We start from the raw sequence: 12813 nt of genomic DNA on the forward strand, positions 1-12813 counted from the left end.
CAATAGAATAATCTACTGTGCTAAATTTCTTTTGCTTGTTTTTTTCGAATAATAAAAAAGCACAGCTTTCGCTATGCTTTCAAATATTTTAATGTTATTAATTCAACTTTTTCTTTGCTCGTTCTTCAGCAATCATTTTTTTTACTTCTTCGATACATTCATCGAGTTCTTCTTCCGTTAAGAAACTGTAATCACGACACAAATCTAAATGATACGGTTCATTGAGCATTTTTCTTACTTCTTCACGCATTGAAAATCATATCCTTTAAGTATTGATAAAGCTTTTTCTTGTGCTTTAATAACATTATATCCATTCTTTATATACTTGTCAACTTCCATATCGTACAATCCTCCGATGAATTTATCGTTACAATTATACATATAAAGTTCTCCGTTATGAGTAGCGACAAGTCCAAATTCGTAATTTCTTGAATAGCTTGTTAAATAATTGCTACCCGTTGGCATTATGTTAGTTGGATGATTATGTATTCCGATAAGTTTTCTGCCGTTTGCTTTAGCATTTAGCAACATTTCTCGCTGTTCTTTAGATAAATTGACTGTCAATTCTCTTATTGCGTTAGTTTGGCGAATAACAACATCGCCTGTTTCTGCATCAATAACATATAAATCTTCAAAATTTGTGCCGTTTCTATGTGTCAACATTCCGCTTGTTGCATTTCGTATAGCCTCATTAACTTTAGTATTATCTGTCAGTTTTGAGAATTTGGAACGATACTCATCTGATTTTATATAATTCAAATCAACTTTATTTGAACCTATTTTAGAACTACCGCTTATATATCCTTTTTCGATAGTTTTGCATACAAAACAAAAAAGCAGTGCTCAAATGAACACTGCTTTGGTGCTGGTGACCGGACTTGAACCGGTACGGTATTGCTACCGAGGGATTTTAAGTCCCTTGCGTCTGCCGATTTCGCCACACCAGCACAACACATATATATTAATTGATTTTTAATATAATGTCAAGATTTAATTTTATTTTTAAGTTTATTAACTATTTCGAGAATTTTAAATTTCGGGATGTATTTTTTTGATGTAATCATTTTCTTTTCTTCTTTTGTGAGCACTTTGTCAAAATCGTCTGTGCAAGCAGATATACAAACACTCGGATACATTACACACCACCAGTTGTGGCCTTTACCCTCCCCTATTACAATTTTTATTGTATTGTAATATCCCGACGGCAATGTAAAATCCTTATATTCCCTTATATCAAAAAATTCTTTGTCAACATATACTTTTACCGAATAATTGCTGTTGTAGTTTTTTAATGTTTTTTCAGCTGATTTTTGAAAAATATTTATGTTTTTGTTTGCTGCTTCTATCGATTCATCAAGTGTTTTGCAATCTTTAAAAATATATGCCGTGTCTTTTAAAATGTTGTCTTTAACCATCATTTTTAAATTTTGGTCTGCTTTGCTGTTGCTGTTTGCCAATATGTGCAACCTTAATACCTTTTGGCTGATGTCGTTTGACAATGTGTTAATCGGTGACATAATGCTGAACAAAACCAAAGCAATTAAGAATATAGGTACAAATAAATATATTTTTTTTGACATAAAAAAGCCTGCCTTTCAAACAAATGATTGGCAGGTTTTGTTATTTTTATTCGCTTTCGATTTTGCAACCCTTGCTTACAGGCAAACAAATATGTATGTCTTTGGCGTATTTTTTTAGTTCATTGGCTGATTTTTCGGCATCTTCTTTGTTTAAAAATATGCCGAAAACAGTAGGTCCTGAGCCGCTCATACATGTTCCGAGTGCTCCGTTTGAACGCATAATTTCTTTTATATAAACACGTTCGGGCACTTCGATAAATTGTTCAAAAACATTTTCCATTTTTGTACATATTTGCTCTAAATCTCTTGATTGCATGGCATAAAGCATACCGAGTTTGTCAGGAGTATGTACCTTTCCGTTTTCGTCAAAAGCCTTGAAAGCATTGCCGGTGTTGACTCCTGCTTTTGGCTTAGCAAGCAGGATAAAGCACTTGCGGAGCGGTTTTACAGGATTGAGCACTTCACCGATGCCCTGTGCAAGAAGTGTACCGCCACAAATACAAAACGGTACATCGGCACCGATTTTAACGCCTATTTTACAAAGCTCTTTGTTGTTCAAATTTGTCTTGTATATTTTATTAAGTGCCACGATAACTGCGGCGCCGTCGGCACTTCCGCCGGCAAGTCCGGCAGCGTGCGGAATTCGTTTTTTTATATCAATATGAATGCCCGTATCTTTAATATTGTTCGATTTAAAAAACGCCTCTGCCGCTTTGTATGCAATGTTTTTTTCATTAAGCGGAATACGCTCTTCATCACAGGAAAGAGTAATTTTTTTGCCTTTTGTTTTTTCAACGGTTACGGTATCGTAAAGACCGACCGACTGCATAATCATAAACAAATCGTGATAGCCGTCTTTTCTTTGTGCAACGATATCAAGCATTAAATTTATTTTTGCATAAGCTTTTACTTTAATCTTCATTTTTAAGTTCCTTAACAAATTCGCCTATTCTTGTAATTGCTTCTTTGATATTATCAATGGAATAGCAATATGATGCTCTGATATATCCTTCGCCGCTTTCGCCGAAAGCACTGCCCGGAACAACAGCAACACGCTTTTCTTTGATAAGTCTTTCACAAAATTCATTGCTTGAAAGGCCTGTTGATTTTATGCACGGAAATACATAAAATGCACCCTTGGGCTCGAAGCATTCAAGACCGATTTTTCTGAATGCGTTAACCGTAAATCTGCGACGCATATCGTAGTCCATAACCATTTTTTTGATGTCGTTGTCACTGTTTCTTAATGCGTCTATTGCGGCATATTGTGAGTTTGTAGGTGCTGACATAATAGCAAACTGATGAAGTTTTGTCATTTGTTTAATAACAGGCGCAGGTCCAAGTGCATAGCCAAGTCTCCAACCTGTCATAGAGTATGTTTTTGAAAAGCCGTTGATAACGATTGTGCGTTCTTTCATACCGGCGATTGAAGCTATTGAGATGTGTCCCTCCGGAGTGTAGGTCAGCTCGCTGTATATTTCATCTGAAATTACAAAAAGATTGTGCTTGATTATTATTTCACACACCGCTTTGAGTTCCTGTTCATTCATTGTAGCACCGGTTGGATTGTTAGGAAAAGGAAACACAATAGCCTTTGTTTTTTGTGTAATATTGTTTTCAATATCTTCAGGTGTAAGCTTAAATTCGTTTTCGAGTTTTGTTGCTATAGGAACAGCTTTACCGCCCGAAACCTCAATTATAGGCTTGTAACAAACGAATGACGGTTCAACAACAAGTACTTCATCGCCGTTGCCGATAAGAGTGCGGATAGCCATATCAATGCCTTCACTGCCGCCAACGGTTACAAGCACCTCTGTCTTAGGGTCGTATTGAACAAGGTATTTTCGTGTATAGAATCTTGAAATTTCGTTTCTGAGTTCAATAAGACCTGCGTTTGCGGTATATCTTGTTGCTCCTCGTTCAAGATAGTCTATTCCCTGTTGTCTGATATGCCACGGAGTCAAAAAGTCAGGCTCACCTACACCGAGAGAAATAACATTGTCCATTTCTTCTGCGATTGAAAAAAACTTTCTTATTCCCGATGGCTTAACATCAACAAGATTAGGATTTAAAAATTCATTATAGTCAATCACAGTGAGATTGTCCCCCTGTCATCTTTTGTCGGTTCTGCAAAGCTGATGCCCTGCTCTTTGTATTTTTTGAGAATAAAGTTTGTAGTTGTTGAAACAACATCCTCAAGCGGAGAAAGTCGTTTTACAACAAACATTGCAACTTCTTCAAATGATTTGTTTTGAACTATACAGCAGAGGTCGTATCCTCCACTCATAAGGTAAATGCTTTCTACCTCTTCGAGATTTGCTATTCTTTGAGCAACTTCATCAAAGCCGTGGCCGAACTTTGGCTGAACTTTAATTTCGATAAGTGCCGTGCAGGATTTTGCGTTTACCTTGTCTTTGTCAATAATAGCACGATAACCTTTGATTACGCCGCTTTCTTCATATATTCTGATTTGTTCTTTAACTTCGTTTTCGCTTACACCGAGCATAACCGCAAGTTCGGCATTTGTAAGTCTTGGATTGGTTTCAAGCAAATATAATAATCTGTCCATTTTATCTCCTTATTCTATAGTAATTAGTTTTGGCTGTCTTTTTTCAAAAATCGTAAATGAGTCAAAGCCGCATTCTTTTAATATGTCATAGCCTTTGTCAATATTGTTGCACACTTTATCAAAATAATGTGAATCAGAGCCGACGGTAACATATTTTCCGCCCATATCGTGAAATTTTTTAATATATTTCTTGTTAGGCAGTGTGTCGTTCATATCCATTGAAAGACCGGAAACATTAAGTTCAATTGCCTTTTCGTTTTTAATAACAGTATCAAATATTTCTTCGATAATATCATTGAATTTTGACATATCAACATTGATCTTTTCTCTTGCAACAATATATCTCAAGGGATATGTGAGATGAGCCAAACTGTCGGTTTGGTTCCATTTCACCAAATCAAGCAAAGCATTAAAGTATTGTTGCAACAAGCTGTAAATGTCACACTGCTTGTAATCTAAAAAATAAAAATCTTCCATATTTTTAAGATTGTGAACAGAACCTAAAACAAAATCAAAATCATAAGCGGAAAGGAATTTTTCAGAAAGTTCTTTTTCAAAAAGACCTTGACCGAGTTCAACTCCATTAAATACAGTAATCTGTTGAAATTCGGCTTTTGCTTCAAGTACTTCGTTAAATTGTTTGTCCTGAAAAGACCAACAATCATCCTTCATTCCGTCTATGTCACAATGGTCGGTAATCGCTATGCCGATTCCGTTGTTTTTTATTATACCCTCGCATAGTTGCTTGCAACTGTGATGACCGTCAAACGAATTAACGGAGTGTGTATGAGTATCAAAAATATTTCGGTATTTCATAATATCACCCGGCTCAATATTATATCACAATGTTAATAAAAATAAAATACTAAATTTAAAATATTTATTTGACAATCTTTGCATAAGAACATATAATAGATATAATATTTTATTAAGAGGTAGAGTTAAATGAAATCGAAAGTTGTTTCATCAATAATCAGTTTAGTTATTTTAGTTACATGTATTTTCCCTTTCTCGGCAACAAATGTTTTTGCTGCGGACGGAATTCAAATTCTTGATTCCGGCTCAAATACTGTTCAGGAAATTCCTGTTGATGCTTTTGCTTCAAACGATATTACAGAACCTTTAAAACAGGCTCTTCAGTATTGTGCTCAAAATGCAAATGAGCAAAATGTTTTGACAATTAAAATGCCTGCCGGTGAATATTCAATAACCAAAACAAACATTGCAACAAGTAATACTGTTTTGGATTTGACAAACGGAACTAAAATTTATAATAACTGTGCAGGTCGAGGCAATATTATAAATTCACCAAGCGGTTATTACGGCTACAGCGGTTTAACTAATTTTACCGTCAGAGGCGGCGAGTTGACCTATTCCGCAGAAAACGGTAACGAGTCGACATTGTCAAGAATTGCACATGCAAGCAATGTAAGATTTGAAAATGTTTCTTTTACAAACGGTTATATGTCACACTTTGTTGAAGTTGCAGGCTCAACAAATGTTGTGTTTAGCGGATGTACTTTTGACGGCTTTTTGGGTGACCTTACTTCTTCAAGCTGTGAAGCCATTCAAATTGATATACTTGAAGAGGAAGAACATTTTTCAGGCTTTCCTTATTATGACGGAACAATGAACAGTAATATTACCGTTGAAAACTGTACTTTTAAAAACCTTGTCAGCGGTGTTGGTACAAAGTCAATGTTCCACAGCTATTACCAAAAAAATATTACAATCAGAAATAACACATTTACAAATCTTACCGGTTCTGCCATTAGCTGTACCGCATTTGTAAATACAAACATTTACGGCAATACAATTACCGATTGCGGTGAAGGAATCAATTATTATCTTATGAGAAACGATTCTCGTTTGGGAACCGTTTGTGAAATTGACCAAAACGGCTCGATAAATAAGAATTGTGCATCAAATATTTACAATAACACTATCAGCGTAAAAGCTACCGAAGATATTGCAACCGCATCGGGCATTTATGTTTTCGGCAATAATGTTACAGCTTCAAAGCAAAGCAAATATGATTCATATGCACCTGTAGGAAATTATGCGGTTAATAAAATTTCGGTTCACAATAATACTATTAACACAACCGGACACGGAATAAGACTTTACGATACAGTAAATTCCAAGGTGTACTCAAACACGATTACAAGTTCAAGAAGCAGCGGCGGATACGGAATTTATCTAGCAAATGCTTCAAATTCAAACTCTGTAAATTCCAACAGAATAACAAGATTTTCAAACGGTATTTTAGTTGCATCTTCAAGTAAGAGCAACAAGTTGACAAGAAATAACATTAACGGAGTAGGCAATAGCGGTATTGTTATTAACTCGGGATGTAATTCCAATGTGATTGAATCAAATGTTGTTTCAAATTCAGGCAAAAACGGCATTTTAATCGGTGCGGCAAAAGTAAACAGTATTCAAAAAAACAATATTTCATCATCAAAATCAAATGCACTTCAGATTAATGCAAAAGGTAATGTTTCTGCTATAAAGGGCAATGTATTTAATTCAAACAGTAAATATGCCATTTATTTTGATAAAAATGCATCTGGTAATGTTTATGCAAACAATTATAAGAATTGCTCCTCAAGATACGGATATAGCAAGGGTACAAAAAAAGATTACAAGTTTGCCAATGTAGGCGTTCCGTCAATTTCCGTTTCAAAGAGCGGAACTTCGGCCAAAATCTCTTGGAAAAAAGTCGGCGGAGCAACAACCTATTATATTTACAGAGCCACAAGCAAAAAAGGCACCTATAGTTATATCGGTAGTACAAAGTCAAAAACATACACAAATAAAAAGCTTAAAAAAGGAAAAACTTACTATTATAAAGTTCAAGCCGTAAAGGTTGCAAACGGAGTAAAATCACGCTCCAACCTTTCAAACTATAAAAGTAAGAAAATATAAATAACGGAGGACATTTTTATGAGATGTGTAATTACTGTTGTAGGTAAGGATATGGTTGGTATTCTTGCTTCTGTTTCGGGAATTTGCAAGGAATGTAATGTAAATGTTACAGAAGTTTCACAATCGATTTTACAAGATATGTTTTGTATGATGATGATGGCTGATACTTCAAAATCCAATGTTGACTTCCCTGCTTTTGCAGAAAAGCTTTCAAAGTACGGAGAAGAAAACGGATTGTCAATTCATGCGATGCATGAGGATATTTTTAATTCGATGCACAGAATATAACCGGAGGATATTGTTTTGATTAATACATATGACATACTTGAAACAATAAGGATGATTCAGGATGAATGTCTTGATATAAGAACAACAACAATGGGTATTTCCCTTTTAGATTGCGGCGACAGTGATATAGATAAGTCATGCCAAAAGGTGTATGACAAAATTTGCACAAAAGCCGAGAATCTTGTTAAAACCGGTGAAGATATAGAAAAGGAATATGGTATTCCTATTATTAATAAAAGAGTCAGTGTTACTCCTATTTCGATTTTAGCCGGAATAAGCGGCGGTGATCCTGTAAAATATGCTCTTACACTTGAAAAAGCCGCAAGAACTATCGGAGTGAACTTTATAGGCGGTTATTCTGCTTTGGTGCAAAAAGGTTTTGCAGCCGGTGACAGAGAACTTATTGATTCTATTCCGCAGGCACTCGCTCAAACAGAGCATTTGTGTTCTTCCGTTAATATCGGTTCTACAAAAGCCGGTATCAATATGGATGCTGTTCGTATTATGGGTCAAAAGGTAAAAGAAGCGGCAGAACTTACAAAAGACAATGATTGTATCGGAGCCGGTAAACTTGTTGTATTCTGTAATGCTCCTGAGGATAATCCATTTATGGCAGGTGCATTTCACGGTGTATCCGAGCCTGATTGCGTGATTAATGTCGGCGTTTCAGGTCCGGGTGTTGTAAGAGCTGCAGTTGCCAAGCATCCTGATTATTCAATTAATGAAATAGCCGAGCTTATCAAAAAGACTGCGTTTAAGGTTACAAGAATGGGTCAACTTGTCGGTACTCTTGCAAGTAAACGACTGGGAGTTCCGTTTGGTATCGTTGACCTTTCGTTAGCCCCTACCCCGGCTGTCGGCGATTCGGTCGCCCATATTTTGGAAGAAATCGGTCTTGAACAGTGTGGTGCGGCAGGAACTACCGCTTGCCTTGCAATGCTTAATGATGCTGTTAAAAAAGGCGGAGTTATGGCTTCTTCAAGCGTAGGCGGCCTTTCGGGTGCATTTATTCCTGTTTCGGAAGATGCCGGTATGATAGCTGCTGCTAAATCGGGTGCTCTTTCTATTGAAAAACTTGAAGCTATGACAGCAGTATGCTCTGTTGGTCTTGATATGATTGTTATCCCCGGAGATACCACTCCTGAGGTCATCAGCGGCATTATTGCAGATGAGGCAGCTATAGGTATGGTAAACGGAAAAACAACTGCTGTAAGGGTTATTCCTGCGGTTGGTAAGAAAGACGGCGATGTACTTGAATTCGGCGGACTTTTGGGCTCGGGACCTGTTATGAAGGTTAACACCAATTCCCCTGCAAAATTTATTTCTCGCGGCGGTAAAATCCCTGCTCCGTTACATTCACTTAAAAACTAATTATTATAATTATTAAGGCGGTCAATGACCGCCTTTTATTAATATAAAAAATACCGCCGAAAAAATCGACGGTATAAATATGTATTTATTTACTTTGTGATAAGTGAAGTTCCATGGAATGTAACAGGAACATATTCACCGTTTTGGCTTACATATACAGCTGAAAGATTAATTGCAACCGCATAAGTTTTGCCGCTTGCATTAAATTCATAACAATCTACATTATTAACCGTAACAATGTTTGATGTGTAGTTAATAGTAGCGGATGAAGGATCACTTGAGTATGAAAGTGTTCTCCAATTATCGTGAAGAACTTGCTTCAAAAGAGCCTTTGCTTCAGATACGCTGTAGTTTTTAGTTGTTGTAATTTCGTGCTCATTTACATATCTCTCATATTCCTGAGCTGTTGAAGTTGAATCGTCAGGATTTTCTTCAGCATTTTTGATAGGTGCTACATAATTAAACCACATAACCAAGAAATAAATTACCAACCAAATTAAAAGAATTAAAATGATAAGTTTAAATACCTTTTTACCCTTGCTTTGTTGAACACCGGCAAATGCTTCCTCTTGTGTAGGAATAGGTGCAGGTGTAAACGGTTTACCTTTTTTGTTAGCTTTCTTTTCAGCCTTTGCATTTTTCTTGTCTATCTTTTTTACAAGTTTTGCGTATTGGCTAGCCTGCTTTTTTTCAGCCTTAGCAGCTTTCTTTGCGGCTTTAGCTTCTTTTTTTGCGATTTTTGATTCTTTACTCAAAGCAGTCCCCTCCTTATAAGTATGAATGTAGTATACCATTATTTATTTTAAAATTCAATAACTATTTTTAATTTTATAGTTATTTTTTGTGAACAAACTGTAAACATTAGTAATATTTATACTAATAATATACTCTATATTGTAGAATTGTTAATAGAATTTGATTGAATTCAGTCGAACTATGAGCTAAAATATATTATATAAAATAGTTTTAAACGAGGTGCAATATGAATAAATTCATCAATTCTCTATCGACCTTTGTGAACGATACCGATAAAATAATTGATTTGGTATTAGGTGTTGCAGTGTTTTTGATTTTATTTGTTTTTAAAAATAAAATCTCAAATGCTTTGATAAATGTTTTCGGAAGAATTTTTTTCAGAAATAACAAGGAAAAAGTGACCTTGCTTGTTAATTCCCTTCAAAAGCCGCTTGCTTATTTAATCGGTACAATCGGCTTGTACATCGCCTTTGCAATAAATTACAACAAGCCCGGGGTTACAAAGGTGTTCAAAATTTTAATTATATTAATTATATGTTGGGGCATAATTAATTATTTGTCGGATAATTTGTTTCTTAGCTTGCGATTCGGTGAAAATGCCGATGATACTATGAATACAACCGCACTCAAGTTTTTGGCAAATATACTTAAAATTGTTGTAATTGCTTTTGGCGTTGTGATGGTTATAAGCGAATTGGGATATAATGTAAACGGTCTTCTTACCGGTTTGGGCGTTGGAGGTTTAGCTGTTTCTTTAGCGGCACAAGACGCCGTAGGAAACCTTATAAGCGGTTTTATTATAATTTTTGACAAACCTTTCAAAGTCGGAGATTTAATTGAATCTGCGACCGTTAAAGGCTTCGTTGAAGAAGTTACAATGAGAAGTACAAAGATTCGTACTCTTGACGACAGTGTTATAACTGTTCCGAATTCAACTTTGACAAAAGAAGCCGTTACAAACATTTCAATGATGGATAAAAGAAGAATTAAGATGACATTCGGTCTTGTCTATTCAACTTCAAACGAAACGATAGAAAAAGTCAGAAACGAAATACAAAAATACATTGTTGATAACAAAGACATTCTTCCGGAGCCTTGCAGAATACATTTCAGAGAATTCGGCGACAGTGCCCTTAATTTTGAGGTTGTTTGCTACACTGAAACATCCGATATGGATGAGTACCTAAAAATCGAAAATGAGCTTAATCTCGCCATTAAAAAGATTATTGAAAACAATGATACGGATTTTGCATATCCTACTCAAACCGTATATGTACAAAAATAAAAGAGGGGCTGTTCCCTCTTTTATTTTACCCATTTAATAATATCTGTGAGTTCTTTTCTTTTTGGCTTTTCCGGTTCGATATTCGGATAACCTACAGCGATGACAGAAACGACTGTTTCTTCATTCGGGATATCCAACGCTGTCTTTAATGCTTCACCGTCTCTGATACCCATTACAAGCGTTCCTAAGCTCAATTCGGTTGCTTTAAGAAGTAAATTTTCGTTTGCAAGGCCTAAATCATAGTAGCCCCAACCGTTTTCGCATTCGTTTTGAGGCTCTCCGTCGGGTTTAAATCCGGAACGGTTATGTACGAATGTTGTAACAATTAATGCAGAATTTTCAGAATTTTTCTGATTAAATTCAGGTAAGCAATTTCTTACCTTTTCAATCGCCTCTTGATCAACCGCACAATAATATCTTGCTGTTTGTGAGTTCTTCCAAGACGGTGCATAAATTGCCGATTTAATAATTTCTTCGATTTGTTCGGAAGTCACAGATTTATCTGCACAATATTTTCTTATACTTCTTCTTGATTTGATTACATCGTTAAAATCCATAAATTATCTGACCTTTCGAAAATTAAAAACCCGAATCGTAAGACTCGGGTTTTGTGGAGGCACCACCCAGACTTGAACTGGGGATAAAGGTGTTGCAGACCTCTGCCTTACCTCTTGGCTATGGTGCCATAAAATTAATAGAAAACACAATTAGTGTTTTCTATTATGTGGAGCGGATTACGAGACTCGAACTCGCTACCTTCACCTTGGCAAGGTGACGCTCTACCGGATGAGCTAAATCCGCAAATTGGTGCTTCCGGACGGAATCGAACCATCGACACGAGGATTTTCAGTCCTCTGCTCTACCGACTGAGCTACAGAAGCATATAAATGGCGACCCGGAACGGGCTCGAACCGTCGACCTCCAGCGTGACAGGCTGGCGTTCTAACCAACTGAACTACCGGGCCATTTATATTCCAAGGCTTTCGCCTTGGAAGTGGTGGAAACAACAGGGCTCGAACCTGTGACCCCCTGCTTGTAAGGCAGGTGCTCTCCCAGCTGAGCTATGCTTCCGAATTGCTACTTGCAACGTGTTATACTATACAGTATTTTGACAAAAATGTCAACACTTTTTTTCAACTTTTTTAAAATTTTTATTTTTTGATTGAAGCATCAATTAAATGTTGAATATCTTGCGGAGTAAAAACATATTCCTTATCGCAAAAGTGACATTCTACTTTAGTATTTTTATCATCATTTGCCATTTCGGTAAGTGCTTCTATACCTGTAGAAATAAGAGCGTTTTCCACTTTTTTTCTTGAACAGTTGCATCTGTATTCTGCGGTACTTTCATCAAGCTTGTCAAGTTCTATTCCCTTCATGGCTTTTTGTGCTATTTCATCGGGAGTCATACCGCTGTCAAGCATTTGGGTAACGGATGGAATTTCCGAAACATTTTTTTCAATAATATCAATAATTTCATCAGGGCAGCCCGGCAAAAGCTGAATGATATATCCGCCTGCCTTTTTTACGGTTAAATCAGGATTAACAAGAACACCAAGAGCACAAACCGACGGTGTTTGTTCGCTGGTTGCAAAGTAATTTGTAATGTCTTCTGCAATCTCACCGCTTACAATAGGCACTTGACCGACATACGGTTCTTTCATTCCGATATCTTTAATAACATAAAGTTGGCCGTCTGTACCTACTGCACCCGATACATCAAGTTTGCCGTTAGATTTTAACGGGATTTCTACAACCGGATTTTGAACATATCCTCTTGTGTTACCCTCATAGTCTGAAACGGCAATTAAATCGCCGCATGGACCTGCACCGTTCATTCTTACCGTAATGCTGTCATCTTTGTCTTTGAGCATATCACCCATCATTGATGTTGCTGTTATAAGTCTGCCCAAAGCAGCTGTTACGGTTGCGGACGTTTTATGAATTTGTTCTGCTTTATATACAATGTCAGTAGAGTCGGTTGCAATTACGAATGCGGAGCCGTCTACTGCAATATATCTTACTATTTTTCCCAT

At 36.4% G+C, this 12813-nt stretch carries 14 protein-coding genes and 6 tRNA genes; 4 read left to right on the forward strand and 16 right to left on the reverse strand.

The window, feature by feature from the left end; genetic code table 11:
* Nucleotides 1-97 precede the first annotated feature (97 nt).
* The 8 genes from Q0E08_RS02275 to Q0E08_RS02310 all read right to left on the reverse strand — a co-directional run bounded on the left by Q0E08_RS02275 (nucleotide 98) and on the right by Q0E08_RS02310 (nucleotide 4965).
* Entirely contained in the window at nucleotides 98-250 is a 153-nt protein-coding gene (locus tag Q0E08_RS02275) for a hypothetical protein (RefSeq protein ID WP_294775819.1), read from the reverse strand.
* Complete coding sequence (locus Q0E08_RS02280) at nucleotides 235-759, reverse strand: hypothetical protein (protein ID WP_294775821.1); 525 nt, start codon at nucleotides 757-759, stop codon at nucleotides 235-237. Before Q0E08_RS02280 ends, Q0E08_RS02275 begins: the two co-directional genes overlap by 16 nt.
* 101 nt (nucleotides 760-860) lie before the next feature.
* A tRNA-Leu gene (locus Q0E08_RS02285) sits at nucleotides 861-947 on the reverse strand.
* Between the two features lie 36 nt (nucleotides 948-983).
* Nucleotides 984-1580 (reverse strand): stage II sporulation protein R, encoded by a 597-nt coding sequence (locus tag Q0E08_RS02290; RefSeq protein ID WP_294775823.1) that lies wholly within the window; start codon nucleotides 1578-1580, stop codon nucleotides 984-986.
* Nucleotides 1581-1626: 46 nt separating this feature from the next.
* The gene (gene ispE, locus Q0E08_RS02295; protein WP_294775824.1) at nucleotides 1627-2502 is read right to left on the reverse strand and encodes a 4-(cytidine 5'-diphospho)-2-C-methyl-D-erythritol kinase; all 876 of its coding nucleotides are present in this window, start codon (nucleotides 2500-2502) and stop codon (nucleotides 1627-1629) included.
* The gene (locus tag Q0E08_RS02300) at nucleotides 2492-3673 is read right to left on the reverse strand and encodes an aminotransferase class I/II-fold pyridoxal phosphate-dependent enzyme (protein ID WP_294775827.1); all 1182 of its coding nucleotides are present in this window, start codon (nucleotides 3671-3673) and stop codon (nucleotides 2492-2494) included. Before Q0E08_RS02300 ends, ispE begins: the two co-directional genes overlap by 11 nt.
* Nucleotides 3670-4149: an Lrp/AsnC family transcriptional regulator gene (locus Q0E08_RS02305; protein WP_294775830.1), complete on the reverse strand. Its 480-nt coding sequence runs from the start codon at nucleotides 4147-4149 to the stop codon at nucleotides 3670-3672. The genes Q0E08_RS02300 and Q0E08_RS02305 overlap by 4 nt, the downstream gene beginning before the upstream one ends.
* Before the next feature lie 9 nt (nucleotides 4150-4158).
* A complete protein-coding gene (locus Q0E08_RS02310; RefSeq protein WP_294775833.1) occupies nucleotides 4159-4965 on the reverse strand; it encodes a histidinol-phosphatase HisJ family protein in 807 nt (268 codons plus the stop codon).
* A 129-nt stretch (nucleotides 4966-5094) separates the two neighbouring features.
* Here Q0E08_RS02310 and Q0E08_RS02315 point away from each other — a divergent pair, with 129 nt between their 5' ends.
* The 3 genes from Q0E08_RS02315 to Q0E08_RS02325 are packed head-to-tail and all read left to right on the forward strand — an operon-like array spanning nucleotide 5095 to nucleotide 8736.
* On the forward strand, nucleotides 5095-7077 hold the full coding sequence (locus Q0E08_RS02315; protein ID WP_294775836.1) for a right-handed parallel beta-helix repeat-containing protein: 1983 nt from the start codon (nucleotides 5095-5097) through the stop codon (nucleotides 7075-7077).
* An 18-nt stretch (nucleotides 7078-7095) separates the two neighbouring features.
* The gene (locus Q0E08_RS02320; protein ID WP_294775839.1) at nucleotides 7096-7365 is read left to right on the forward strand and encodes an ACT domain-containing protein; all 270 of its coding nucleotides are present in this window, start codon (nucleotides 7096-7098) and stop codon (nucleotides 7363-7365) included.
* A gap of 15 nt (nucleotides 7366-7380) precedes the next feature.
* On the forward strand, nucleotides 7381-8736 hold the full coding sequence (locus Q0E08_RS02325; protein ID WP_294775842.1) for a PFL family protein: 1356 nt from the start codon (nucleotides 7381-7383) through the stop codon (nucleotides 8734-8736).
* 89 nt (nucleotides 8737-8825) lie between these two features.
* On the opposite strand, the gene Q0E08_RS02330 is transcribed toward Q0E08_RS02325, so the two are convergent.
* Complete coding sequence (locus tag Q0E08_RS02330) at nucleotides 8826-9491, reverse strand: hypothetical protein (RefSeq protein ID WP_294775844.1); 666 nt, start codon at nucleotides 9489-9491, stop codon at nucleotides 8826-8828.
* Between the two features lie 227 nt (nucleotides 9492-9718).
* Here Q0E08_RS02330 and Q0E08_RS02335 point away from each other — a divergent pair, with 227 nt between their 5' ends.
* Complete coding sequence (locus Q0E08_RS02335; protein WP_294775847.1) at nucleotides 9719-10777, forward strand: mechanosensitive ion channel family protein; 1059 nt, start codon at nucleotides 9719-9721, stop codon at nucleotides 10775-10777.
* A 20-nt stretch (nucleotides 10778-10797) separates the two neighbouring features.
* Here the strand turns inward: Q0E08_RS02335 and Q0E08_RS02340 are convergent, their stop codons facing one another.
* From Q0E08_RS02340 to hslO, 7 genes are all read right to left on the reverse strand, one after another.
* On the reverse strand, nucleotides 10798-11334 hold the full coding sequence (locus Q0E08_RS02340) for a nitroreductase family protein (RefSeq protein ID WP_294775849.1): 537 nt from the start codon (nucleotides 11332-11334) through the stop codon (nucleotides 10798-10800).
* A 54-nt stretch (nucleotides 11335-11388) separates the two neighbouring features.
* Nucleotides 11389-11462, reverse strand: a tRNA-Cys gene (locus tag Q0E08_RS02345).
* A gap of 40 nt (nucleotides 11463-11502) precedes the next feature.
* A tRNA-Gly gene (locus tag Q0E08_RS02350) sits at nucleotides 11503-11578 on the reverse strand.
* 4 nt (nucleotides 11579-11582) lie between these two features.
* Nucleotides 11583-11658: transfer RNA gene (locus tag Q0E08_RS02355), tRNA-Phe, on the reverse strand.
* A gap of 7 nt (nucleotides 11659-11665) precedes the next feature.
* Nucleotides 11666-11742 (reverse strand) — tRNA-Asp (locus Q0E08_RS02360).
* Between the two features lie 30 nt (nucleotides 11743-11772).
* Nucleotides 11773-11848, reverse strand: a tRNA-Val gene (locus tag Q0E08_RS02365).
* Between the two features lie 80 nt (nucleotides 11849-11928).
* A complete protein-coding gene (gene hslO / locus Q0E08_RS02370; RefSeq protein ID WP_294775852.1) occupies nucleotides 11929-12813 on the reverse strand; it encodes an Hsp33 family molecular chaperone HslO in 885 nt (294 codons plus the stop codon).

Origin of the sequence: uncultured Eubacterium sp. (assembly GCF_934561735.1) — a bacterium.
Classification (GTDB): Bacteria; Bacillota; Clostridia; order Oscillospirales; family Acutalibacteraceae; genus Eubacterium_R.